The sequence below is a fragment of the uncultured Nostoc sp. genome, from assembly GCF_964245445.1.
In the GTDB taxonomy this organism is placed as follows: domain Bacteria; phylum Cyanobacteriota; class Cyanobacteriia; order Cyanobacteriales; family Nostocaceae; genus Nostoc.
In genome coordinates this window covers 1-23,543 of sequence record NZ_CAXTNE010000065.1, presented here as the reverse complement: position 1 = coordinate 23,543, position 23,543 = coordinate 1, and the positions used below count along the sequence as shown (strand labels likewise).

The window sequence follows — 23,543 nt, the reverse complement described above, 5'->3', positions numbered from 1 at the left end:
GAAGGGAGCAGAGGGAAAGATAATGTAATTCACCTGCCACAAGGGTTTCAGCAGCCCTAAATTTATTTATGCCCAAAAGTAAAAATATTTGTTTCGAGATGTGTAACACAAGAAATAATACGTCAAAACTTTCAGAGGCAATACATTTATGTATGAAGATTTTCCTCCTGCTCCCCGCTCCCTGCCCCTTTTCCTCTTGTTGACCCTGTACTAGGAGTATTAACCCATGTCAATTTTGCAAACAGTTCCTTGGGTGTCCCTGGCATTACTACTGCTTAGTTACAGTACTTTGGGCTGGGTAATAGCTGAAACACTCGCTCCTGTATCTGTGTGGGTGGCAACTGTCGTTGCTATCTTGCTTTTGATAGTAACGTTGACCATTCCTTGGACGAAAATGACATATTACTTCAGTATTTTGCTTAAATCAAATACGAGGTCTTTCGCCGTTGCCGTTTTAGCAGCTTTCTTGTTCTTTATTATGATTGCCTGGTTTCGAGTATTTCTTGATACTTTGCTGATTGTTTCGGCAACTATATTAGTCAAGATAGACTTTCAAACAGCAGGTCTTAGGGAAGGGCTAGCCTTTTGGACTGCATCTACCTTTTCATTGATCGGTTTGGCCTTGGGTGCGCTAATCTACAAGTTAATATATTCCTAAATTTCGCTAACGTTATAAAGTATACCCAAAAAAGCTAGCGATGCCTGCGCCGGGCTGTGCCAACGCTTCAGAACCAGTATTGCTTAACCACAACTTCCTTTTTGGCTTAGGTTCCCAACTGGTTAAAAAAGTCGGGAATCTTGTGCAATCTTGGTTTCAAAATGCAGGCTGTTCAAATAGCACTACAGAAAGGAAAAAATCCATCACAAAAATTGATATCCAACTAGTAACCACTGCTTTTGTTGCTGATTCTCCTACTTCTTTTGCTCCCCCCTTAGTAGTTAATCCCCAACTACAGCCAATGACAGCAACCAGCACACCAAAAATAAACCCTTTTAGCAAAATAATAAACAAATCTGACGGTTCTAAAAAATTTCTGACTGATTCTAAAAATGTTTCGGGAATAATTTTGTAAAAATATGATGCGGCAAAAACTCCGCCGAAGATGCCCATAACTAAAGCCAAAATCGTCATCAAAGGCATCATTAAACTACAAGCAATTACTCTAGGAACTACTAGATAATCAATTGGATCAGTTTTGAGCATATAAAGTGCATCAATTTGCTCTGTGACTTGCATTGCACCTATTTCTGCTGCAAAAGCAGAACCTACTTGTGCGGCCATAATACTAGCAGTCAAAATTGGAGCCAATTCTTTACAAAAAGCTAAGGCAAAAGTACCTCCCACAGCATTGACAGCTCCAAATCGGATTAATTCTCTTGCCATCTGAAGAGTAAAAATCATTCCTGCAAAACCACTGACAAGGAGAACTGGAGAGATAGAACCTGGCCCAGCAGTCACCAGATGTTGCAGAATTTTGCGATAGTAAGTTTTTCCTTGGAGTAAATGTAGCCATACTTGACCGAAAAGCAATACTGCTACAAAACAGCGTACAATCCAAGATTGCTCGAAATTTGTTTTTAGTCGCAATTTTATCGTCCTTAAGACTGGCTTTTTATGCACACATGTTATATCAATTCTCCAAAATAAGACTACAAATACAAATGGTCGAAATCCAGCCAGATATAATCTGACTTTCTCAATTACGTAGATGCACTTGGCGCATCTTCCCGTAGAGTATTACGAATTGGTATTAGGGTAGGGCGTTGATTTTGTAATAAATTAGCTCAAAATTGTTGATGCACTATAAAAATCCTTGGGTTAATATCGTACCTGCAAGAGAAAATGATAACACCAGGATATGAATGAAAATAAAATATTTTGATTTTGATTATTCCCGCAGTACATAGCCCACACCACGCACCGTATGAATCAAGCGTTTTTCATTATTTTCTTCTAGTTTTAGACGCAAGTACCGGATGTATACTTCGATAATATTGGAATTACCCATAAAGTCATAACCCCAAACTTTTTGTAGAATTTGGTCTTTAGTAAATACCTGACGGGGATGCGAGAGTATATATTCCAACAAGTCGAACTCTTTAGCTGTTAACTCAATTGCCCGCTTACCCCGGTAAACTTGGCGAGTCCGGTGATTTAAACTCAAGTCTTCAAACTGAAAAATATCCTGATCTGTTTCTTGAGTCCGGCGTAGATGAGCGCGGATTCTAGCTAGGAGTTCCTCTATACTAAATGGTTTGACTACATAATCATCAGCTCCTGCATCCAAACCTGCCACGCGATCATTAACTTCATCTTTTGCTGTCAATAAAATTACTGGTATGGAGATACCAGTTGCCCGTAACCGACGACAGATTTCTAAGCCTGACAGCCCTGGAAGCATCCAATCAAGAATTACTAAATCTGGCGATAACTCCCGTGCTAACGTTAAACCAGCGATGCCATCATGTGCAACGCTTATATTGTAACCTTCGCTACTTAGTTCTAGTTCAACAAATCGCGCTAGTTTAACTTCATCTTCAACCAAGAGGATATTTGCTGTCATATTTGTGATTTTAAAGTGTATAGGGTGACAATCAAAGTGCTACTTTAACCTGACTTTGACTAGCTATGTAAGTAGAGTGATGGTAAACACACTCCCCTCTCCTAATTTTGATTGCACAGATACATTACCACCCATACCCTCTACAAGTGTCTTAACAATGGATAAACCCAAACCACAACCGCCAGTAGCATGAGACCGGGATTCATCTACGCGGTAAAATCGCTCGAAAATACGTGTTTGGTGTTGTAAAGGAATACCATAACCTTTGTCACAAACTTGAATAATCGCTTTGTTATAAAGCTGATTTAACTTTAAAATTATAGGCGTATTAGCTTCAGAATAATTAATAGCATTATTAATTAAATTAAGCAATATTTGTTTAAAACGGCTGTAGTCTACTTTCACGCCAATAGGATAAGTTGTTGACTCGATTGTAATTAAGCGATCGCTATATTTTTGCGCCATCACCACGACTTCTTCAACTAAGTCATTCAACACATAAGATTTCATCTGAAAATTCAAATAGCCACTATCTGCTCGTGCTAAATCAAGTAAATCTTGTAACAAGCGAATGGTACGTTCGGCTTCTGAAGCAGCAGTTTCTAAAGCTTCTTGTTGAATTTCTGTTAAGTTATTCTGCCGTCGCAACACGCTTTGTAAATAACCATGTACAATCGTCAATGGTGTACGTAATTCGTGAGAAACATTACTCACAAATTCTTGTTCTTGCTCCCAAGATTGCGAGAGGCGCGATAACAACATGGTTAAAGTTTGAGCTAATTCTTTAACTTCGCTGGGTGCATTATCAACATATAGTTGTGCTTTTCCTAAATCTTCTATCGAAATAACAGAAGTCATCTGACTTAGCTGGCGCAGTGGTTGTAGAGAACGCCTAATATAAAATGCACTTACAGTTATTATTACAATAATTGCCAAAATACAGCTAATATTCAAACTTTGCAGCATTGCCATAAACATTGTCTGTTCACGAGTAATATCATGTGCTACAAATAGCTTACCCAGATATTTACCCTGCACTTGCAAAAAACCACTACTCATAACAAAGTACCTTTGATTAACTTTGTAAATTTGTGGTTTAATCTGCATATTACCAAGGGACATTAATTCAGTTACTGTAGAGTTAGATAACAAATCTAAAGTAGCAGATTTTATCAAAATTTTATTATCAGGGCTTTTTAACCATAAAAATAGGTTAGTATTTGCTAAGTTATTAATAGCTTTTTGCAATCCAGTTTCAGGTTGCATCATTTCACTGTAAAGTTGCACATCACGCGGCAAGCGCTGAGTGATTTCTTCTATATTATGCTTACGACTATCAATCAAAATTTGCTGCATTTTCCAACTAGTCCATGCAGCAAAACTACCTAATATTAAAGTTGAAAATGTAGCAATACCAATGGTTAGACGTAATTGCAATGAAAAAGGGTCAAGATTTATCCAAATATTTCTGGGTTGCTTCACTTTTAGTTTTGTCTAAGGTATTGAAAATATTGTTATTTCTATTCATTATTGCTTTTTAGGTAGAGATTGTGGCTGAATTATACAAGATTTAGTATCACATTTTTGCTCATAAAGCATATTGATATAGCGTTCTTGCCAAGTAAGTGGAACTTCTAACAATGAGCGCGTTCCTGTTATCCCCTGCCCGATAAATAGTAAGAGAGCAAGGGAACTAATAGTAATGTGAACCTTGCGCCAGCGATTGGTCTTATCTTTATAAATGTCTGGCAAAATCGAGAGTGAAATAATCATCAGCAGAGCAGAGGTTAGCCCATAATAATAGTGGGAGATATACCATTGGTCAGTTTTGCGGTAGATACCATCTTGACATCCAAGCACCACTAATGCCATTCCTGTGAGGGTTGCAAATATAGCACGCCAGTTTTTCTGCTTTGCCTGATAGAGTAAATACAGAGAAGCGATCGCAGCCACAAACAATAACCCAATAAATACTACCTGAAATGGTGCTTTAATCCAAAGTTGCTTATCTAAAATATTACCAAAAATATCGTAGGCAAACGCTATTAAAACAATACTTACAACTGCTCCAGTTAGCCAGCGACCTAACTGAGTATGCTCTTGTCCTACAGTAGCAGGAATTTTACTCCTACCTATGGCTAAAGTTTGCAATCGGCGTTGACGGACTTGGAAAGCGCGGTTGACAATGACGCCAATTAAGGGAAATACTACGAGTACAGCGATCGCTGGATGTAACAACAAGATAGCATCTCTAAATTCCATATCTGACCTTTTATCAAAAGTTACAAATTAGTTTTTATTGAACAGAATTCAGGAGTCAGGAGCAAAGCCAAAGACGCTCCTGAATTCTTTTTCAATTATTTATGTCTACCTACTTATCAGGGCTATTTCGTTCTAGACATAAACCGCCCAGAACTAAAGTTCCGGGCTAATAGTCCAAGTCCACTTTAGTGGACTAAAAGCCTTTATTAGTCATCTTTAGACGACTTTTGCTATTAGCCTCAGAATAAATTCTGAGGCGGGCTAGATGAGAATGAAATAGCCCTACCTACTTATAACTAAGGATTACTTGACCTCATCAGCCTCAAACTTTGTTACTTTACCTTTTTTAACCGCAACTATTACATCAAAGGTAGAACAGTAAGAAAAGGTCACATTATTGGTTTTATTGTAAAGATTAACCACCATGCCTGCACCACCGGGTTGAATACCTAGCGGTTCAAGATCACCAAAAAAGAAGCGACGTAGTTCATCACCACCACCAAACTGACCCTTATGCTTGATGACCAAATCAATCTTTTGTTGAGTAGTCAAACCTGTAACATCTTTCTTTTCTGCGGCTGATGCTTGTACCAGTGAAGGACTCACAATTTTCAGTGGAACATCCCAGACTGTTAGCATACCAACAAGAGCAACACCTGTAAGCAGAGAAGAAGCAATTTTCATTTGTTTTTCCTTGTGTTGAAGTTTCCCAATGAACTAAAGCATCTCATCTGCTACTAAAGCTCAAATGAAACCAGTCTAGTAATTGTCTGAATTTATCCCTTAGAAAAATTTAGTTTAGACTCAGCATATTCTCAGAAAACTCTGATATTTTCAACCTCAGCTTGCTTTAAGTGTTTTCTCAGATTAATCTCACCTTAAATTACCCAAGTTAGCGGAGTATAGTAAAGAGTATTTTTTGCAGCAGTATTATTATGAGCAGACTGAGAAGATGGCATCCTTTTATCTATAAAATTCCCGGTCAAATCTATCTCTGGCTAGCAATTTTGATTTTTGGATCCTCTAGTGCAGTTACCCGCAAGCTGACACAAATTGGCGCTCAACATTTGATGGATGGTCGAAATCCGATTTCTTTATGTAATGTTTTATTCGTAGGGAATTTATGTGCCTTGATAGTTATGTTACCTATTTATCGGCGACAGTGGAACAACAAGGCTTTGCAGCAACTGTCAAAGAAAGATTGGTTGGCGCTGATAGCAGTAGCTATTTTATCAGGAGCGCTTGTCCCTGGCTTAATTTTCCAGGCATTAGCATTAACAGGGGTGAACAATATTATTTTGATTGGACGCTTGGAACCACCTCTGGGTATAGCTTTATCAGTCTGGTTACTGAGGGAACGGGTAAATCGTTGGGAAGTTGTAGGAGCGATCGCTGCATTTGTTGGGGTTACCCTAACTATTCTCTTGCAACCCTCACAGACGACTACGATCAACATGGGTGTTTTAAGATTAGGTATTGGGGAATTATTGGCAGCGATCGCAGCTGTAGCTTCAGTAGTTTCAACAATTATTGTTAAAGAATGGCTTTCTGATATCCCAGCAGGAATCTTTAGTATCTTTCGTACTGCTCTAGGAACTGTAATATTTTTCTTTGCTGCTTTAGTTCTCTATGGCAGCGACCACTTTATGGATGTATTTTCACCTTTCCTGTGGGAGTGGATGCTTGTTTATGCTGCTGTAATTGTGGTTTTAGGTCAATCATTTTGGCTCAAGGGCTTGAGAGCTTCTACTGTGTCAACGGTTTCCTTAGCTGGCTCTTTTACTCCAATTGTGGGAATTTTCGCAGCTTATTTGGTATTGGGTGAAGTCCCTACCTTTGCTCAATATATCGGTGGTAGCTTGATTTTAGTTGGCATATTCCTTAGCCAAGTTGGTGTTCGTTTTCAGATTTCTCGTAAAGTTGCAGCTCAATTAGAACAAGGTATGGGATTTAAAGGTATCTGAAAAGTAGAGACGCGATTAATCGTGTCTGTGAAATTATATGCAGCTTTTTTAATTCTTCTCGGTGGAAAATACGCGCCAGATAATAAAAACCGTAAAACCTAGATAGGTGAATACTGTCAGCCATTCTTGCCAGCTACCAAATTCATTATTCATCAGCAAAAGCCGGAAAATCAACATTTTTAAATCCTACACGCTGAAGCTGCCAGTCGCTTGCTGTATTTTGGCACAAAAAGGCTACTCAAAAATTTTTAGCGAATTTTCCGGAATCGATAACAGCAAAGTGGTATCACTTATTAGAGCATCGATATTATACTGAACCTCTATAACTAACCTTCGGGGAATATAGCCCCATTGTTTACGCTCAAAAGCCTGGTCTTCATGACCGGGCTTTTGATTTTACTTTTATTTACCGTTTCTTTAACTAGTTCAGTTCTTCATTTAGGCTTGTCGTGACTATCATTACATTTCGCCTTATCTGAATTGTCTGGGATTTCTGAATCATCTAGGTTGTTAGACTTATTAATATTTTCTTGGGACTTAGTTGTACCAAAAAAATAAACGACTGCAATTTTCACAATATCAAAGTATGCAGGGCGATTGCTCTGATCAACAATTGCTAAAGAGAGCGAACCTGCTACTAAGATAACTAATATAGGATGAAACTGTTCTTGTCCAGAAAAATTGCTATGTTTTTTTGTCATTTTTACTTCCGTCTCCAATTGATCATTTTTGGGCTGATGTTTGACAAAAAAGGTAATGTGTTAGATTGAAAAAATCTTCTAACACATCCTAAATACAGTCAGGGATACTTAGAGACGAAATTTTTCACGGCTCTAAAAAGCTTTGCAAAGGAATTCAGACTTTCACGCTAGCAGCAATATTGTTCATTTAGAGTGAGCGAGGATATTAGTTGAGAATGATGCAAAATGTGAAAGTCGAATATCGTTTGCGAGATATTAACGAACAGATTCAAAAATTACTGTCGTCAATATTAAGCAAAGGAGAATCAGCCCACATCGGAAAATGACACAATAAAAAACAAAAGGTAGTAGACTCATCGCAATATGTGCTCCTCCGAAAATAGCTGACAAAACGTAAGCGATCGCTAGACCAAATATGAACAAAGCAAAATATTTAAGAAACTGGGAAGTCAAACGAAATAAAAAGCTGTGACGATTCGTAGTCATTTTTTCCTCCTGATAAATAAAAAATAACAGGGTTGACGGGGTACTAGTTAGCACCATGTCAACCCTGTTGTAATCTTTTTCTAGACTCTCTTAGGCTGGAAAATTATTCACTTTTTAACCTCAAGAACGAAAACAATTTTTTACTGTTTCTCTAAACCTTGAGATGAAATTAGTGGCTGTTGATGGTTAATAGTTAGTAATTGGTTATAATGATTGGCAAAAACAACCAAACTCACTCCTTATCCAACAATTCAGATACCATCCAGCCAAATATCGGCGCGGTATTTCCCTTCTTGCATCGAGAAAAGTCTAGTCTGAGTAGTCCAAACCCCTTCTTTAACAATCTCCTCAACCCCACTCGAAAGCGATCGCGATAAATAGATACCTGACTTTGCGTATCTGTTGTATCTATCGATAACTCGTCTAAATACCTATTTAGATCCGCATGAACGCAACGAAAAGAACCTCGAAAAGAGATGACACGCAACTCAAACTCTTCGGTTCCGATCTTGCGGATAGTCACTTCAATCATTCCATCCTTGCAAGTGTGACAGGCAAGAATATCTTTTTCAAGCAACTCAAATAATTCTTGGGCAGAATTTGAAACGTCAGGTGTTGGCATATTGTGGGGTACCTCAGTGCTAGTTACTTCAGCTATCCTCGCGATTCACACCTAATTTGTAATAGATTCTACATTTACTTTATGAATATTGTCAATAAATTGATAAGCTAAATTGACAAATTAATAATTTAGAGTATAGTTTAGTAGTGTCTTGTCAATGTGCTTCTTTTAGAGAAGCTACGCGATTTCTACGACGGGCTACGCCAACGCATAGGACTGGGGACTGGGAAACCCCATAAAAAAATTTATAGAGGTTGCGCTTGAGTCCAATACAGACCTAACCCGCAACCCATTTCCTACAAGGGAGTGGGAGTAAGTCTCAAAGCCTGTCTCCGGCAAAAAGAGAGGTAAAATGTAAAATTTAGACTTTTTCAGGGCTGATTTTGTCCTCTCCCCTTCTATGTGCCCAGAGAAGACTTTATAAATAAGTGGAGATATATCTCACATTGACCTCACATATCGATAAATAGTTTTGGCTGGAGAAATTTACTTCATGATGGAAATTCCTGAAAGTTTCTTGAGAACGGTTACAGCCGAACACAATGTATCTGAGGCTGAGGTAAGTGCCTTACTTCTAGCGTTAGCTGGTCAAACGGCAGAGTCTATTGCAACCACTCTCGAAATTAGTGCAGCAGCAGTGCGGAAGCGGCTTGGTTCGGTTTACCAAAAGTTTGACATTGCTGGAAGTACTCCTGGGAAATTAGAGGTGATTAGGAGTATCCTCCAGGAAAGATATCAGTTATCAACAGTAGTTAATGCCTTATCGTGTCATGATTTTGGCGAAGCGCCTGATGTCCCCGTTTTCTTTGGGCGTGAGTCGGAGTTAGACATTCTAGAGCAATGGGTAAACAAAGACCGTTGTCGGCTTGTGGCAATATTTGGTATGGGGGGAATTGGCAAAACAGCGTTATCTATCAAGCTGGCACAGAAAATTCAGGGACAGTTTGAGTATGTTATCTGGCGATCGCTACGTCATGCACCCTCTGTTAAGGAGATTTTTGCAGACCTGATTGAGTTCTTCTCTAAAAAGAATGAACCCAAAGAAGTAGGAATTTCGCAATTGATTGCTTATTTGCGGAAACATCGCTGTTTATTGGTACTAGATAATGTAGAGTCAGTCCTGCTTGAAGGTGATTATGTCGGTCAATATCGAGAAGGATATGAAGAATATGGAGAATTTTTCCGACAAGTTGGGGAAGTGCCTCATCAAAGCTGTTTAGTTTTAACCAGTCGTGAAAGTCCCAAAGAAATTATCACCTTAGAAGGAAGCAATCTTAAAATTAAATCCTTGCAGCTAAGTGGGCTAGAAAACATTGCTGCAAAAAGCATATTTGTGGGCAAAGGTGATTTTTTTGGTTCAGAGAAAGACTGGAACAAATTAATTAATCAGTATGCAGGTAATCCTTTAGCCTTAAAAATCGTTTGCAATACGATTCAAGAAGTTTTTGGTAGCAATATATCAGAATTCATTAGTTGTGATATTTCCGTGCTATTTGGGGATATCCGCAATCTATTAGAACAGCAATTTAATCGGTTATCAAATTTAGAAAAGGAAATTTTATACTGGTTAGGAATTAATTGCAAGCCTACTTCATTTACAGAGTTACAAGCAGATGTTATTTCAACGACATCACAACCACAATTAATTGAGGCTTTAGAATCATTGCGACGGCGATCGCTAATTTTTAACGAGAAGGGTTTGGCAAAATTTATGCTCCAAGCTGTAGTTATGGAATATATTATTAGCCAATTTGTTAACCAGGTTAGTGAAGAAATTATTTCTGAGATTAATCTAGAAAATATTTCTTTATTAAAGAGCCATGCCTTATTCAAAGCACAAACAGAAGGAAAGGTTAGAAATGCCCAAATTCGTTTAATTTTAGAACCTATTATTGAAAAGCTAATTAATAAGTTCGGCAATAAAGATCGGATTAAAGAACATTTATTAAAAATAATAGAATTGTTACGAGTAAATACTCCTCTGACATCTGGCTATGCTGGTGGGAATATTATTAACCTCCTTTGTCATCTGGAAATTGATTTAACTGGGTGTGATTTTTCCAATTTCAAGATATGGCAAGCCTACCTAACAAGTGTGAGCTTGCATAATGTTAACTTTGCTAACTCTGATTTATCTAAGTCTGTATTTACAGGAATCTTCGATAGTATTTTGTCAGTCGCATTTAATCCTGTAAATGGAGAAATTGTTGCTACAGGTGATGCTGATGGTCGGATTAGCTTTTGGCAAGCTACCTATGGTGAGCAACTATTTCATTGGAAGGCACACTCTAACTGGGTAAGAACTGTTGCCTTTAGTCCCGATGGTAAAACTTTAGTTAGTTGTAGTGATGACCATACTGTAAAGCTCTGGGATGTTAATAGCCAAAAACACCTCATGACTCTTGAAGAACATACTAGCTGGGTCAGGTCTGTTGCCTTCAGTCCTGATGGCAAAATTGTCGCCAGTGCTAGTAGTGATAAAACCATTAGACTCTGGGATCTGGGTACTCAACAATGCTGGAAAATTTTCAAGGGACATAACAACTTCGTTCGTTCTGTTGCCTTTAGTCCTGATGGAAAAATACTTGCCAGTGGTAGTGCTGACCAAACTGTGAAGTTGTGGGATGTAAAAACAGGTAAATGTTTGAAAACTCTTGAGGGACATACTAAATTAGTCCAGTCCGTAGTTTTTAGTTCTGATGGTGAAATACTTGCTAGTTGTAGTGACGATAAAACCGTGAAACTCTGGGATGTTCAAACAGGGAAGTTATTAAATACTTTAAAAGGACACACCAATTTAATCCATTCTATAGCCTTGAGTCTGATCCCCTCTTCACAAGGAGGAGAGATCATCGCCAGTTGTAGCGATGACAAAACCGTGAAACTCTGGGATGTTCAAACAGGAAAATTATTAAAAACTTTAGAAGGACACAGTAATTCTATTCTGTCTGTTGCATTTAGTCCTGACGGAAAAACACTCGCCAGTGGTGGCTATGACAAAACCGTTCGATTCTGGGACATCGAGACTTATCAATGTATCCAAATCTTGCAGGGGTACACCAATTGGGTACACGATCTAGCCCTGAGTCCAGATGGGAAGATAATTGCTAGTAGCAATGATGATAAAACCGTCAGGCTGTGGGATGTTCAGACTGACCAATGTATCAGCACTTTGGAAGGACATGCTGGCCGCCTTTGGTCTGTTGCTTTTAGTCCACTCGCTGGGGGACTATTAGCTAGCGGCGGTGATGACCAAACCATCCGCTTTTGGGATACTGTGAGTGGACAGTGCGTGAAAGTTTTGCAAAATAGCGATCGCATCCGCTCTATTGCTTTTAGTCATGACGGTCAAATTCTAGCTAGCGGAAGTATTGACTGCAACATCAAGCTATGGAATGTTCGGACTGGCCAATGCTTTGAAACTTTACAGGGGCATACAAATTGGGTGCGCTCTGTCAGTTTTAGTCCTGATGGTGAAATCCTCGCCAGTGGAAGTGATGATCAAACACTGCGCCTGTGGAATGTTTATACAGGGGAATGTATTCGGGTTTTGGAAGGGCATACTATGCGAATATGGTCTGTTGCTTTTAGCCCGTTCCTCCCTTCACAAGGGCAATTTGGAGGGTTATTAGCTAGTGGCGGTGATGACAAGACAGTACAGCTATGGGATCTTCAGACTGGCGAATGTTGCAAAATATTAGTCAATAATGATTGGATACGTTCTGTTGCTTTTAGTCCTGATGGTAAGATTCTTGGCTGTGCTTGTGTTAATCACACTGTAGAAATTTGGGATGTTGACACAGGTCAACGTCTGATTATTTTGCAAGGACATAATAATTGGGTTCGTTCTGTTACCTTTAGTTCGGATGGAACTTTGTATAGTGGTTCCCAGGATGGAGCTATTAAGCAATGGAATGTCAAAACTGGAGAGTGTATCAAAACACTCATGTCAAAAAGACCTTATGAAGGAATGAATATCAAGGGGCTATCTGGTCTAGGGGAAGAACAAAAAAATACACTTAAAGAGTTGGGTGCTATCGAAGATTAATTCGTTAATTAAAAATAATAATCATGCTCTTGAATTGCACTCTTGGAAATGTGTATTAATTCCTTATTGTTGAATCTCATTAATTTTTTGTAAGGATTGCCATTATGTCAAATTATATCAGTCGAATGATTTTTCAAAACTACCAGACTCTTATTCTTGCTAAGTTTCACTATATTTTCCAGATACTTTCCACTACGTTCGGATAAGACTCAATCCCCCAACTTCCCTGTTGAAGAGAGATTAATAAGGATTTTTAAGGACTGTGACCTTAACCGAACTGTATTGAAATACAAAAATATTTTTTATGTGAATTAAAAATAATAATTAAATGTCGCAATTTAACCCTAAAAAAATTGAGTTATATGAAATTAAAGATATAGATCGGCTTCCTCAACTGCAAAAACTTTCAACAGCAGAGCGTTTAGCAATGAAAGCAGTTGCCCAAGTATTGCCGTTCCGTGTCAATAATTACGTAGTAGAAGAACTGATTGACTGGGAAAAAATTCCTGATGATCCCATCTTTCGCCTCACCTTTCCTCAAAAAGAAATGTTGGCTCCTGAATCTCTAGACAAGGTTATTTGGCATCTGCAAAATTCCACGCCAGAAGAACTGCGTCAGGTAGTAAATACAATGCGATCGCAACTTAACCCCCATCCAGGCGGACAGGCAGAACACAATATTCCAACTTTAGATGGAAAACAAGTACCAGGAATTCAACATAAGTATCCCGAAACAGTCTTGATTTTTCCGACAGCAGGTCAAACTTGTCATGCTTATTGCACATTTTGTTTCCGTTGGCCGCAATTTGTGAAGATGGACGGAATGAAATTTGCTACCCGTGAATCAGGACTTTTTCAAGAGTATCTCCGCCAACATCAGGAAGTCACAGATGTTTTAATTACTGGCGGAGATCCAATGACAATGAAAGCTAAACATCTGGCTTTATATATTGAACCACTGCTAAATTCGGGTTTTGAACATATCCAAACAATTCGGATTGGTACTAAATCGGTAGCTTACTGGCCTTATCGCTTTGTTACAGATGAAGATGCTGATGATGTCTTACGTTTGTTTGAGAAAGTAACTAGCTCAGGCAAACATCTGTCGATTATGGCACACTACGATCATCCGACAGAAATTAAAACTGAAATTGCTCAAGCAGCGCTTCAACGCATTCGTAATACAGGCGCACAGATTCGCACCCAAGGGCCACTTATGCGGGGAATTAATGATTCTTCGGAAGTATGGATACAGATGTGGCAAGAACAAGTTCGCCTTGGTTGCGTTCCCTACTATATGTTTATGGAACGAGATACTGGAGCAAAACATTACTTTGAAGTGCCAATTATTCGAGCTTGGGAAATTTATCAAGCAGCAATACAAAAAGTGTCTGGGTTAGCTCGCACAGCTCGTGGCCCAGTCATGTCAGCACTACCGGGTAAAGTTGCAGTGGAAGGCGTAACTGAGATTTATGGCGAGAAAGTATTTGTACTTTCTTTTTTGCAAGGACGCGATCCCAATTGGTGTAAACGTCCTTTCTTTGCACGTTATGACGAGAAAGCAACCTGGTTAACTGATTTAGTTCCAGCGATGGGAGAAAAGGAATTTTTCTATGAGAATAAATTAAAAAAAATTCTGAAAAAACAAAGTTAAATTGGCGATTAGGATAATTCGATGGGGGATTCATAACCACGACCAGATTGGAGAATAATTTATACCCATTTCCAGAAACTTTTAAGAGATTTTATTGGTCTGGTTCTCCAAATTCTGCAAAAATCAACCAATGTCATCTTCTGCTCAAGGTATTCCCGGATTACCCGATTTGACGCATCCAATTGAGCTTGTCCAATTTGGAACCCAGGCGCTCAAGGCTTCACTATTATTAGTATTTTTGGTCGTAGCTTTGGGAGTTGCGATCGCACTGATCAGTTTTTCTCTACGTCGAAGCAAGCCGGAACAAGTAATATTCATCGGCGAATGGGCTGTTGGTTATTCTCAACTATTGCGAGGATTACAACATTTAACTCTAGTATTAATTCTATTAGTACCGGGATTTTTTCTCTGTTCAACTTTAAGCAATCGCTACCACCACTGGGAACAAGCAAAAGTCGCTCAAGTGGCTCAAACTGTTGCAGGTGAGAGGCTCGAACAATTTGCGCCGCAAGTGCGCTACTCTATTCAAGAGCCGTACTCCTATAACACTCAAATCAATGGCAAGATTGTTAAGGTAAACCAGACGCGAGAGATTACCCGCTTCTTAATGCTGGCTGGTTCGCAAATTCAAGTCAAGCTTGACCAAAGCGTAGATGTTCCAGGCCGCAGCTCAATTTATCAGGCAAATTATACTGCCGATTATAAAGTAGTTAACCAAATCAAGGATATTAATAATTTTTTCTTTGAAGCACCGCCACCCAACGGCTATACACTGCTTGCTAGCTATAAAGTTGAGCGTGATGGCACTAGGCTACAACCAACCAACGCGGGTAATTATAGTTTTCCTTTCCGCTTACAACCAGGAGAAGAAACCACCTTTCGAGTTACTTATCAGGCTCAAGGAGGGCCGCGCTGGGTTTATAGTGCAACGGGACAGTTGCTTTCCAACTTCCGCCTCACAGCAATTGCTAACTTTGCTCCGGCTGATTTTGCCAGTGGTATTGTACCTAATGAAATTAAAGTTGACGGAGGCAGTACGCAATTTACTTGGAAGTTTGACGATAATGTTTCAGTCAAAAATCCATTTGGAGTGTTTACCAACACCGAACCTATTCGTCACACTGGCGTAATTGGGCGTCTTTTATTGCTAGCACCAGCAATATTTTTGTGGTGGATATTGTTGTTATATTTGTCACTGCCAATGAGTTTCAAAAATATTGCGATCGCTGCTAGTATTTTCTTTGCTTGTCTATTGACTTTGACCTATCTAGCTCGCGTCATGAATGCTCAGTTGGCTTGGACTTTAATTTCCATCATCTTACTGTTTCTGACATGGGGATTGGGGGCTAGTCGCAGTGCTTCCCTTGCTGCTATTATCTGCACTATTGCTGGAGCAGTATTACCCATCTTTGGATTATTAATACCGTTTAGTGGACTAACCCTCAGCCTCGCGGGTATGCTTTCAGCCGTTTGGCTAGCAGTTCGTCACTGGTATGGATGGTACAGTTTGCATCCAAAAGACCAAAGATTGTAGGGCTGTAGAAAAATGCTAAATATGAAGTGATTCCGCTATGATTAGCGAAGTTTTAGCAGATAGCACTTATGGATAACGATTTACTGGCTTTTTTGGCGGCGGCTGGGTTACTCGTCCTCTATCTCATCTTTTCTGCATTGACTGAAATGGGAACTAAACTACCCTGGAAGAAATAAGCAGATGGGGGGATGAATCAAGGGATTGACAGTTATTAAAATCAAAAAAATGTAAATTTAATGCATTAAGTCTACTTAAAAAATTTACATTTTTCAACCTGATTGGGCTTGGAAAAAGGAATAAACATCCTTTAGGCTGAGTTAATATACTTATTGTTCGAGGGAGTGCCAAATGCGCGATCCACAGAAGAATCAAATTAAAATCGAGCCAGCAACCCTCGTATTAATTGTGTCCCTACTAATATTCTTGCCTCTACTGTTTGTTGGTTTTTTATCGCAGTGAGCTAGTGAGGAATACCCTACAGATATATTCTCCCGACGTTTTTCATAAAATGTGAACGAGTCGCACTTTGCATTACTGTGGCATCTTAACCCAATCTCGTGAATTGTTAATGCATCGACCTACAATGCGATTGTATTGGCTGACAATACAATTGTTTCGACTAACAATGCAATTGTTTCGACTAACAATGCCATTGTATTGACTAACAATGCCATTGTATTGACTGACAATGCCATTGTATTGACTGACAATGCAATTGTTTCGACTAACAATGCCATTGTATAGACCTACAAAAATTAACCTGCTCTTTCTTTAATCCTTGGGATAAGTCCAAAGAGCAAGTAAGTGTGGAGCATCAGCTTTGCTTTAATTCTCAAACGAATGTTAGCGCGATGCCTACGGTAGTCACTGAGCGCAGCCGTACCACTTCGTGGAAGCAAGCTACGCCCAGCGTCTCGTAGAGAAGTGCGGGCTACGCCTACGCCTTTTCTATCAAGTACGTTAAGCTACTGTTAACGCACCACTCTAACCCGAAAACTACTTAGGTAAAACTTGGCGTAGTGCTGCTAAAAGTTGATCAACACTTTCCTTTCGACTATTAAAGCCCATCAATCCGACGCGCCAAACTTTACCCGCTAGTTCGCCAAGACCACCGCCAATTTCAATATTATGCTCATTTAGTAACTGCCGAGCGATCGCTTTCCCATCTACCCCTGTTGGAATGCAGACAGTGGTAAGCGTTGGCAGTCTATACTCTTGTTTAACGTGCATACTCAGTCCTAAGCTTTCCAACCCTTCCCAGAGATATTCTACGTTTTTCTGATGACGCTGCCAGGAGTTTGCTAACCCCTCTTCTGCAAGCAAACGTAATGCTTCCCGCAATGCATAATATAAATTAATGGGTGCTGTATGGTGATAGGTACGTTCAGCGCCCCAATACTTACCCAGTAGCAACATATCCAAATACCAGTTTGCAACCTTTGTTTGACGCTGTTGCAATTTCTCAACGGCACGCGGACTCATTGTAAAAGGCGAAGCACCAGGCGGACAACCCAACCCTTTTTGGCTACAACTATAGGCTAAGTCAACTCCCCAAGTATCCAAAAACAAGGGGACACCACCCAAACTTGTGACTGAATCAACTAACAACAAAGTGCCAAATTCACGACACAAATCAGCGACACCTTCCAATGGTTGACGTGCGCCGGTCGAGGTTTCGGCATGAACTAGGGCTAAAATAGTTGGACGATGAGTTTTTAAGGCTGTTTGGAGTTCATCTAGATTGAAAACTTGTCCCCAAGGTTTGGTAATGGTTCGCACATCTGCGCCATAACGTCCAGCCATATCCACGAGGCGATTACCAAAGTAACCAGCTACACCAATTAAAACCACATCACCGGGTTCTACAGCATTGGCGATGGTTGCTTCCATTGCGGCTGTTCCTGTACCACTGACTGCAATGGTGAGTGGGTTTTCTGTTTGCCATACATAGCGTAGCAACGATTGAATTTCATCCATGAGTGCAAGAAAAGCTGGATCAAGATGCCCAACTGGTGAGGTATTCATCGCCTGAAGAACTGCGGGATGGGCATTGGAGGGCCCAGGCCCCAACAGCAAACGTGATGGAATTTCTAACGGTGTGAGTTGCAAGCGCCCAGAGTCGTTGATTGAAATTGTTTGCGTCATAATCTGTCTTCGCTTAGACGATACTTAACGGATCATAGAGCGATGGCTTCGCCAACGCCAGAGGCGAACGCATCACCCATGTTTTAGCGAATCTGTCATTTGCCGGAAGATGCCATTACAGCAAAGTATTACAGTGATTAAAACAAATGTGCGAGAGTATACTCATTCACTTAACCGAATACATAATTATGGTTTTTGCTGGCAAACGACCAAATAATTTAGGTATTAGCAACGATAAATTAGCACTCTGCCCTAATTCTCCTAACTGTGTTTCTAGTCAAAGTACAGATGCAGTTCACAAAATTGCACCACTGAGTTTTACATCTAGTCCAAAAGAAGCGATTAGTAATCTTAAAAAGATTATTGAGTCCTTACCAAGAACTAAAATAATTACCGAAAGCCAAGATTATTTATATGCAGAATTTAAAAGTGCTTTACTGGGATTTGTGGACGATGTAGAATTCTATCTAGACCGGAATACTAATGTGATCCAAGTGCGTTCAGCTTCACGCTTAGGTCAGAGTGATTTGGGTGTCAATCGTCAACGAATAGAAACGATTAGAGCCAAGTTAAAGTAAGTATTCTCGTATGGTTTTCAATTTCTTAGAGGGTTAAATGGAAGCGCTATCGCAAATTACGTTCCCTCTCACAGTTGAAAATTACAACTAATGCGACTACGTTCGAGCTTATTGAGAAGAAAATCTTTTTGTTGACATGATGCGCACGCCGTACGGATTGGGCGATATCGCTAAAAAATCAAGCCGAGTTCAGAAACCACTCAAAATAGCTAATCTCTGGGACTACACCCATTCTTACTGGTAAAACCGAAACTCCTAGTCCACGCGATACGTACAGGGCAATCGCACCATCTCGATACCAACCACTGACATAACGCCCGCTACCAGGCGGACGTAAAGGAGCAAAGCCAAATAATGATAATTGTCAGCCATGAGTATGTCCTGATAACATATATTGTGGTTTGTATTGTGTTATCTTTGCTAACTCATCACTTGAAAAGGAATCTCGATATGCTGGTGAGTGGGCAAGTAATAAATGGTTTTGTTGAGGACGAACACCTTGGAGTGACTTGATTAAATCGGGTTTGCTGACTAAATCATCTAATCCCGTGATTAATATAGAGCGATCGCCGTAGTTATGTAAAACGCTTTCATTAACTAATAAGCGGCAATTATAAGTGGCATAGATTTTTGTCAAACGTTTTAAATCAACACCTGCCCAGTATTCCCAATTACCCATAATTGCATACTTAGCTGTTTGCTTGTCAAGGAGCGACAAAAAGCGATCAAATCCATCAAGCTGTTCGACTTTATCAATCGAATCTCCAGTAAATAGTACAACATTTGGGTTAAGTTTATTAACTTGTTCGGCAATATGTTGTGCCCGATTATTAAATTGTTTGAGATGAAGGTCGCTGATTTGGACAATCTTGAAACTATTCTTGTTAGAAGCAAATTGTTGATTTAGCTGATGACGTGTGACGACGAACCGATTTGGCTCAATGATAAAAGCATACAGAATCAGTAAACAAAAGCTAACACTGATAGCAAGTAGAATAAATAGGTACTTTCTTCTCTTCTTTTTTGTTAGCATTAGTTAAAATTTTTCTGAAGTTATCTAAAAATAATACAGGATATACTTGCACATCCCCTAGTAGATTATATAAACTTCGGTGTAGGCGTAGCCCATCGTAGACATCGCTTTGAACATTAAAGCTAAATACTCTTTGACGTTATCTTGAGTAATTACAGGAGGTGGAGGAATTTTGAGGATTGGGGGAAAGGTTTCCCGGTTTTCTAGATCGACGGATGATCATTTGTATAGCTAAACCAGGAAACCACGAAGTTTTGGAAAAAATGTGAAAATAAGGGTTCGGGTTCTCCAAAGGATAGCAACTAGAGTACGATTTCTAATCTATACGGCTTGGTGCAAGATATTTGTGAAACTTAATTTATTTAAAAACTTTGACCCCCGACCCCGACTGATCATTGCTGTCGGACTTGCTGTATTAGTTTCAGTAATCCTTCCGCCTTGGCTGCACTTACCTACTCGCATTCTCTGCGCTTGGAACTCCGGTATTGACTTGTTCTTAGCGGTTACGTGGTGGAAAATGCTCAAGGCTACCCCAGAAAAAATTCGCCGTTATGCTGAAAATGAATATGAAGGACATTTAGCTATATTCATGCTGGTAATAGCAGCGGCTTGTGCTAGTGTTTTAGCGATCGGGTTTTTACTAAATGATAAAAAAGGATTATCAACAATTCTGCTTACCCTACATGTCATACTTTCAATTATGACCATTGTCGGTTCCTGGTTACTAGTGCATACGATGTTTGCAGTGCAATATGCACACAGCTATTACAAATATATTAATCATAATAATAGTGAAGAAATTATCGGAGGTTTAGATTTTCCTCATAACGACTATCCAGACTATTGGGAGTTTTTATATTATTCATTTGTGATTGGCATGACTAGTCAAGTTTCAGATGTGGAAACGAGATCACGCGATATGAGGCGCTTGACTCTATTACATAGCATATTATCCTTCTTTTTCAATACCACAATTTTAGCGATGAGCATCAATATTATTGCATCGCTAATTTAAAAATCGCTTAACTCAGCCAAAAGTATGATTATTTGCTTCTCTACTTACAGAAAGAGGAAATTCTATTGCAAGTTTTTTAACATGAACTTAACTTGAGATAATCGGAGTAAGTTTATGGCTGATCAAACAATAAATGAATTGCCTGGTGAAATTAGAGAACAGTTGCCCGAACACGCACAGCAGATTTTTCTAGCGGCATTTAATGCTGCTCAAAGTAATGGTTCAAATCAAGAGGGTGCGCGTGAGATTGCTTGGAATAGTGTAAAGAATGAATACGAACCAGGCAGCGATGGCAAATGGCAGAGAAAGCCTGAAGACACTGCTACACATAATAAATCTGTTGTCTCTGGTGGCAATTGAGTAAATTTAAGCTTGGCATAGGCATCTTTTGTTAGAGTTCAGGCAAAATTTAAAGGGAATTCCATGTTTACGAAGCGGGTATGGAATTCCCTTTTGCTTTTTCATAATTTTTGCAAGATGATAGACATTTTGAACAAACTATAATTATTTAAATATTGGCTAGAAAAATCTATCTACACAGGAAATGCTAATTGAACAAGACGAAATTGCTATTCGTCTAATGCAAGATGAAATATATGATTATCAGTTGATGGCAAAATGGTTAACTGATGCACAAGTTTTGGAATTTTATGAAGGAAGAGATAATCCTTTTGATTTAGAAAGAATTATAGAAACGTACAAACCGATGATTAGGGGAGATGACCCGGTTGTTCCGTGTCTGTTCTACTATCAAAATATCCCCATTGGTTATTTGCAGTATTGTGCACTCAATGACTTATCCCAAACCGATAGACAATTGTATCATCTCGATCAAACTGATTATGTCTACGGAATTGACTTGTTCATAGGCGAAACCGACTATTGGAACAAGGGAATTGGTACAAAAATATTGTCAGCAGTTATCAGTTATTTTTTTGAACAGCGACAAGCTCATAAAATTGTCATAGATCCTCATGTTAACAATCCTCGCGCTATCCGTTGCTATGAAAAATGTGGTTTTGTCAAAGTAAAACTATTGCCCGCCCATGAGCTACATGAAGGGGAATACTCAGATTGTTGGCTTATGGCAATAGACCAAAAGAATCCATTGCACTCCTAATTTATGCATCACGACTGGTAAGTTGGTATGAAAAGATGTTACAAAATTAACTCGCGTGTTCCCAGTCACTGAGTAACTCATGCTGTTGTACAGCTTTCTTGCATTGGCGGAATGGTACTTTAGGAGTACCAATATTTATGCCAGGAAAAGACTGTTTTTTTGTCTTGCTGGGTCTATTTTCTTGTGTCGTTGTCAACTGTCGGGTTTTCATTGGTAAATCAATTTCTGATTAAAATCTCAGCACCAATCTATAACACCAATTTTCAAACGGCAAATTTCACTTTAGATAGCTTATTTCGTACAAATATTCACAATTCGATCACTCCTAACCGGGGATTTCAATTAATTTCTTAAAAGTTTTACTCACACTTGTTTGGTCATTACTGCTAAATTCATCACACATTCAGGAAATTGGCGCTTTAATGCTGGAAAAACCGGACAAGGCGCTTGTTCTTGTAAATTGTCCGGTTTACTCCAACTAAAGGGGGCTTTCTGCGCTGCTGACATCCACACCAGACGCTTTGCTCGTGTCATCGCAACGTAGAGTAAACGGTACTCCTCAGATATTTTCAAGTGCTTTGCTTGTTCCCATGCTTGTGTAACATCTGGTATGGTAGATTCTCCGTGGAGAGCAGCACGAATTTGGGCGCGGGCTACTTCTGATAAGGTAAAATCCCCTAAGAACTGGCTTTGCGGAGGAACCCAAAATCTACCAGGAATCAAGTTTTCGTGGAGAAAGGGAAGAAACACATAGTCCCAATCTAGCCCTTTGGCTTTGTGCATGGTAATAATGGTCAGTTGACCGCGACGAGTGTAACGTTCTTCCGAATCTTCGGTTTCCACTGGTTCAAACCGTTCGGAACTGACGATTTCACTTAAAGCTGACAGCATTCCCCCCATCGAACTATTGCCTGCTATCTGCTGGTTGACCCGTTCTGCAAGTTTGTCAGCAGTTGCCAATTCTGCCTGGTCGTAATTTAAGGTCAAGGCGAGAAAGGAAATTAGCTGGTACAGGGGCAATTCCAAGCGGGCGCGAAGTAAGTTGCGACACAAGCGAGCAGCTTTTTGGACTGTTTCTGGCTGGGGTGCTGCTAGGGGGCCAGGATACAAAAATTCTTCTGGGAGACTAGCAAGGGCGTTGAGGTCTTGGGTAGGAATTAACTGGCGCTGTACTAATGCTTCTAATGCGGCTTTGAGGTAATCGGGGGAGTGGGGACGATCGCAAAATTGCAGTAATGCTAAAATTTCTTGGGGAACATGGGAACGGCGATCGCGTTCTCCCACATCGTAAAGTGTAATTTTATGCTCTTTGCACACAGGTGTTATAGCTTCTGCTAACCATCGTCCTTGGCGATTTTCTCGTACTAAAATCGCTGCACTATTTTGTGTTGGGTCTTCGCCAAATAACTCGATTACTCTTTGAGATAACAATTCAACGGTGTGATGAATGTCACGCGGGGTATAAAGTTCTAATCCCCGTCCTATTGGTTCTGGGTTGGCGTTCTTTTGTGGATCGCCTGTTTCAACAGGGCGAATTGTTTGCAAGCGAAATGGTACTTGTCGGTTGTCATGAGTCTGTTGTCCATTATTCGTTTTTGCTGACGACTGTTGATTAATCCATTTGAGGGCAAAGTTAGCGGCTTCAATGATAATTCTAGTACTGCGACCAGCTTGATCCATCGTTGCCAATCGTTTGATGCGATCGCACTCTTCGCAAAATTGCCGAAAATAAATCGGATCGGCTGGGGTAAAGGTAGAGTTAATCGCTTGGTTCGGGTCACCAACTCGTACCAAGTTGAGTGGGGAGTGGGGAGTGG

22 protein-coding genes are annotated in these 23,543 nt (G+C 39.7%); 9 read left to right on the top strand and 13 right to left on the bottom strand.

Going from position 1 to position 23,543, the window contains the following annotated elements:
• Nucleotides 1-226 precede the first annotated feature (226 nt).
• Nucleotides 227-658 (top strand): hypothetical protein, encoded by a 432-nt coding sequence (locus ACFE90_RS13580; protein ID WP_375501281.1) that lies wholly within the window; start codon nucleotides 227-229, stop codon nucleotides 656-658.
• Between the two features lie 156 nt (nucleotides 659-814).
• Here the strand turns inward: ACFE90_RS13580 and ACFE90_RS13575 are convergent, their stop codons facing one another.
• From ACFE90_RS13575 to ACFE90_RS13555, 5 genes are all read right to left on the bottom strand, one after another.
• Nucleotides 815-1,588, bottom strand: a complete 774-nt coding sequence (locus ACFE90_RS13575) for an MlaE family lipid ABC transporter permease subunit (RefSeq protein WP_375501279.1) — start codon at nucleotides 1,586-1,588, stop codon at nucleotides 815-817.
• A 301-nt stretch (nucleotides 1,589-1,889) separates the two neighbouring features.
• Nucleotides 1,890-2,564: a response regulator transcription factor gene (locus ACFE90_RS13570; protein WP_196527737.1), complete on the bottom strand. Its 675-nt coding sequence runs from the start codon at nucleotides 2,562-2,564 to the stop codon at nucleotides 1,890-1,892.
• A 63-nt stretch (nucleotides 2,565-2,627) separates the two neighbouring features.
• Nucleotides 2,628-4,046, bottom strand: coding sequence for a sensor histidine kinase (locus ACFE90_RS13565; RefSeq protein WP_375501277.1), 1,419 nt, complete (start codon nucleotides 4,044-4,046; stop codon nucleotides 2,628-2,630).
• A gap of 45 nt (nucleotides 4,047-4,091) precedes the next feature.
• Nucleotides 4,092-4,826 carry a DUF4079 domain-containing protein gene (locus ACFE90_RS13560; RefSeq protein WP_375501275.1) on the bottom strand — a complete coding sequence of 245 codons (735 nt, stop codon included), beginning with the start codon at nucleotides 4,824-4,826 and terminating at the stop codon, nucleotides 4,092-4,094.
• A gap of 303 nt (nucleotides 4,827-5,129) precedes the next feature.
• The gene (locus ACFE90_RS13555; RefSeq protein WP_375501273.1) at nucleotides 5,130-5,510 is read right to left on the bottom strand and encodes a hypothetical protein; all 381 of its coding nucleotides are present in this window, start codon (nucleotides 5,508-5,510) and stop codon (nucleotides 5,130-5,132) included.
• Nucleotides 5,511-5,761: 251 nt separating this feature from the next.
• Here ACFE90_RS13555 and ACFE90_RS13550 point away from each other — a divergent pair, with 251 nt between their 5' ends.
• A complete protein-coding gene (locus ACFE90_RS13550; protein ID WP_375501271.1) occupies nucleotides 5,762-6,790 on the top strand; it encodes a DMT family transporter in 1,029 nt (342 codons plus the stop codon).
• A 48-nt stretch (nucleotides 6,791-6,838) separates the two neighbouring features.
• On the opposite strand, the gene ACFE90_RS13545 is transcribed toward ACFE90_RS13550, so the two are convergent.
• The 3 genes from ACFE90_RS13545 to ACFE90_RS13535 all read right to left on the bottom strand — a co-directional run bounded on the left by ACFE90_RS13545 (nucleotide 6,839) and on the right by ACFE90_RS13535 (nucleotide 8,599).
• Nucleotides 6,839-6,967 carry a hypothetical protein gene (locus tag ACFE90_RS13545; RefSeq protein WP_375501269.1) on the bottom strand — a complete coding sequence of 43 codons (129 nt, stop codon included), beginning with the start codon at nucleotides 6,965-6,967 and terminating at the stop codon, nucleotides 6,839-6,841.
• A gap of 257 nt (nucleotides 6,968-7,224) precedes the next feature.
• Nucleotides 7,225-7,491, bottom strand: a complete 267-nt coding sequence (locus ACFE90_RS13540) for a hypothetical protein (RefSeq protein ID WP_375501267.1) — start codon at nucleotides 7,489-7,491, stop codon at nucleotides 7,225-7,227.
• A gap of 718 nt (nucleotides 7,492-8,209) precedes the next feature.
• Nucleotides 8,210-8,599, bottom strand: a complete 390-nt coding sequence (locus ACFE90_RS13535) for a hypothetical protein (RefSeq protein ID WP_375501265.1) — start codon at nucleotides 8,597-8,599, stop codon at nucleotides 8,210-8,212.
• A 493-nt stretch (nucleotides 8,600-9,092) separates the two neighbouring features.
• Here ACFE90_RS13535 and ACFE90_RS13530 point away from each other — a divergent pair, with 493 nt between their 5' ends.
• The 3 genes from ACFE90_RS13530 (at nucleotide 9,093) to ACFE90_RS13520 (ending at nucleotide 15,835) form a co-directional block, all read left to right on the top strand.
• The gene (locus ACFE90_RS13530) at nucleotides 9,093-12,647 is read left to right on the top strand and encodes an NB-ARC domain-containing protein (protein ID WP_375501263.1); all 3,555 of its coding nucleotides are present in this window, start codon (nucleotides 9,093-9,095) and stop codon (nucleotides 12,645-12,647) included.
• A 328-nt stretch (nucleotides 12,648-12,975) separates the two neighbouring features.
• Nucleotides 12,976-14,301, top strand: a complete 1,326-nt coding sequence (locus ACFE90_RS13525; protein ID WP_375501261.1) for a KamA family radical SAM protein — start codon at nucleotides 12,976-12,978, stop codon at nucleotides 14,299-14,301.
• 130 nt (nucleotides 14,302-14,431) lie between these two features.
• On the top strand, nucleotides 14,432-15,835 hold the full coding sequence (locus ACFE90_RS13520) for a hypothetical protein (RefSeq protein WP_375501259.1): 1,404 nt from the start codon (nucleotides 14,432-14,434) through the stop codon (nucleotides 15,833-15,835).
• Between the two features lie 578 nt (nucleotides 15,836-16,413).
• Here ACFE90_RS13520 and ACFE90_RS13515 read toward each other — a convergent pair.
• Both ACFE90_RS13515 and ACFE90_RS13510 read right to left on the bottom strand, forming a co-directional pair.
• Nucleotides 16,414-16,572: a hypothetical protein gene (locus ACFE90_RS13515; RefSeq protein ID WP_375501257.1), complete on the bottom strand. Its 159-nt coding sequence runs from the start codon at nucleotides 16,570-16,572 to the stop codon at nucleotides 16,414-16,416.
• A gap of 259 nt (nucleotides 16,573-16,831) precedes the next feature.
• Complete coding sequence (locus ACFE90_RS13510) at nucleotides 16,832-17,980, bottom strand: alanine--glyoxylate aminotransferase family protein (RefSeq protein ID WP_375501255.1); 1,149 nt, start codon at nucleotides 17,978-17,980, stop codon at nucleotides 16,832-16,834.
• A gap of 188 nt (nucleotides 17,981-18,168) precedes the next feature.
• Between ACFE90_RS13510 and ACFE90_RS13505 the strand changes: the two genes are divergently transcribed.
• Entirely contained in the window at nucleotides 18,169-18,558 is a 390-nt protein-coding gene (locus ACFE90_RS13505) for a DUF1499 domain-containing protein (RefSeq protein ID WP_375501253.1), read from the top strand.
• 364 nt (nucleotides 18,559-18,922) lie between these two features.
• On the opposite strand, the gene ACFE90_RS13500 is transcribed toward ACFE90_RS13505, so the two are convergent.
• Nucleotides 18,923-19,591 (bottom strand): metallophosphoesterase, encoded by a 669-nt coding sequence (locus ACFE90_RS13500; RefSeq protein ID WP_375501251.1) that lies wholly within the window; start codon nucleotides 19,589-19,591, stop codon nucleotides 18,923-18,925.
• Nucleotides 19,592-19,937: 346 nt separating this feature from the next.
• On the opposite strand from ACFE90_RS13500, the gene ACFE90_RS13495 reads away from it, so the two are divergent.
• The 3 genes from ACFE90_RS13495 to ACFE90_RS13485 all read left to right on the top strand — a co-directional run bounded on the left by ACFE90_RS13495 (nucleotide 19,938) and on the right by ACFE90_RS13485 (nucleotide 21,726).
• Nucleotides 19,938-20,606, top strand: a complete 669-nt coding sequence (locus ACFE90_RS13495; protein ID WP_375501249.1) for a DUF1345 domain-containing protein — start codon at nucleotides 19,938-19,940, stop codon at nucleotides 20,604-20,606.
• A gap of 114 nt (nucleotides 20,607-20,720) precedes the next feature.
• Nucleotides 20,721-20,966, top strand: coding sequence for a ChaB family protein (locus ACFE90_RS13490; RefSeq protein WP_375501247.1), 246 nt, complete (start codon nucleotides 20,721-20,723; stop codon nucleotides 20,964-20,966).
• 184 nt (nucleotides 20,967-21,150) lie between these two features.
• Nucleotides 21,151-21,726, top strand: coding sequence for a GNAT family N-acetyltransferase (locus ACFE90_RS13485; RefSeq protein ID WP_375501245.1), 576 nt, complete (start codon nucleotides 21,151-21,153; stop codon nucleotides 21,724-21,726).
• 46 nt (nucleotides 21,727-21,772) lie between these two features.
• On the opposite strand, the gene ACFE90_RS13480 is transcribed toward ACFE90_RS13485, so the two are convergent.
• Together ACFE90_RS13480 and ACFE90_RS13475 are read right to left on the bottom strand one after the other, a co-directional pair.
• Nucleotides 21,773-21,937: a hypothetical protein gene (locus ACFE90_RS13480; RefSeq protein WP_375501243.1), complete on the bottom strand. Its 165-nt coding sequence runs from the start codon at nucleotides 21,935-21,937 to the stop codon at nucleotides 21,773-21,775.
• Between the two features lie 152 nt (nucleotides 21,938-22,089).
• A partial coding sequence (locus ACFE90_RS13475; protein ID WP_375501241.1) for a 3'-5' exonuclease occupies nucleotides 22,090-23,543 on the bottom strand: 1,454 nt, incomplete at its 5' end.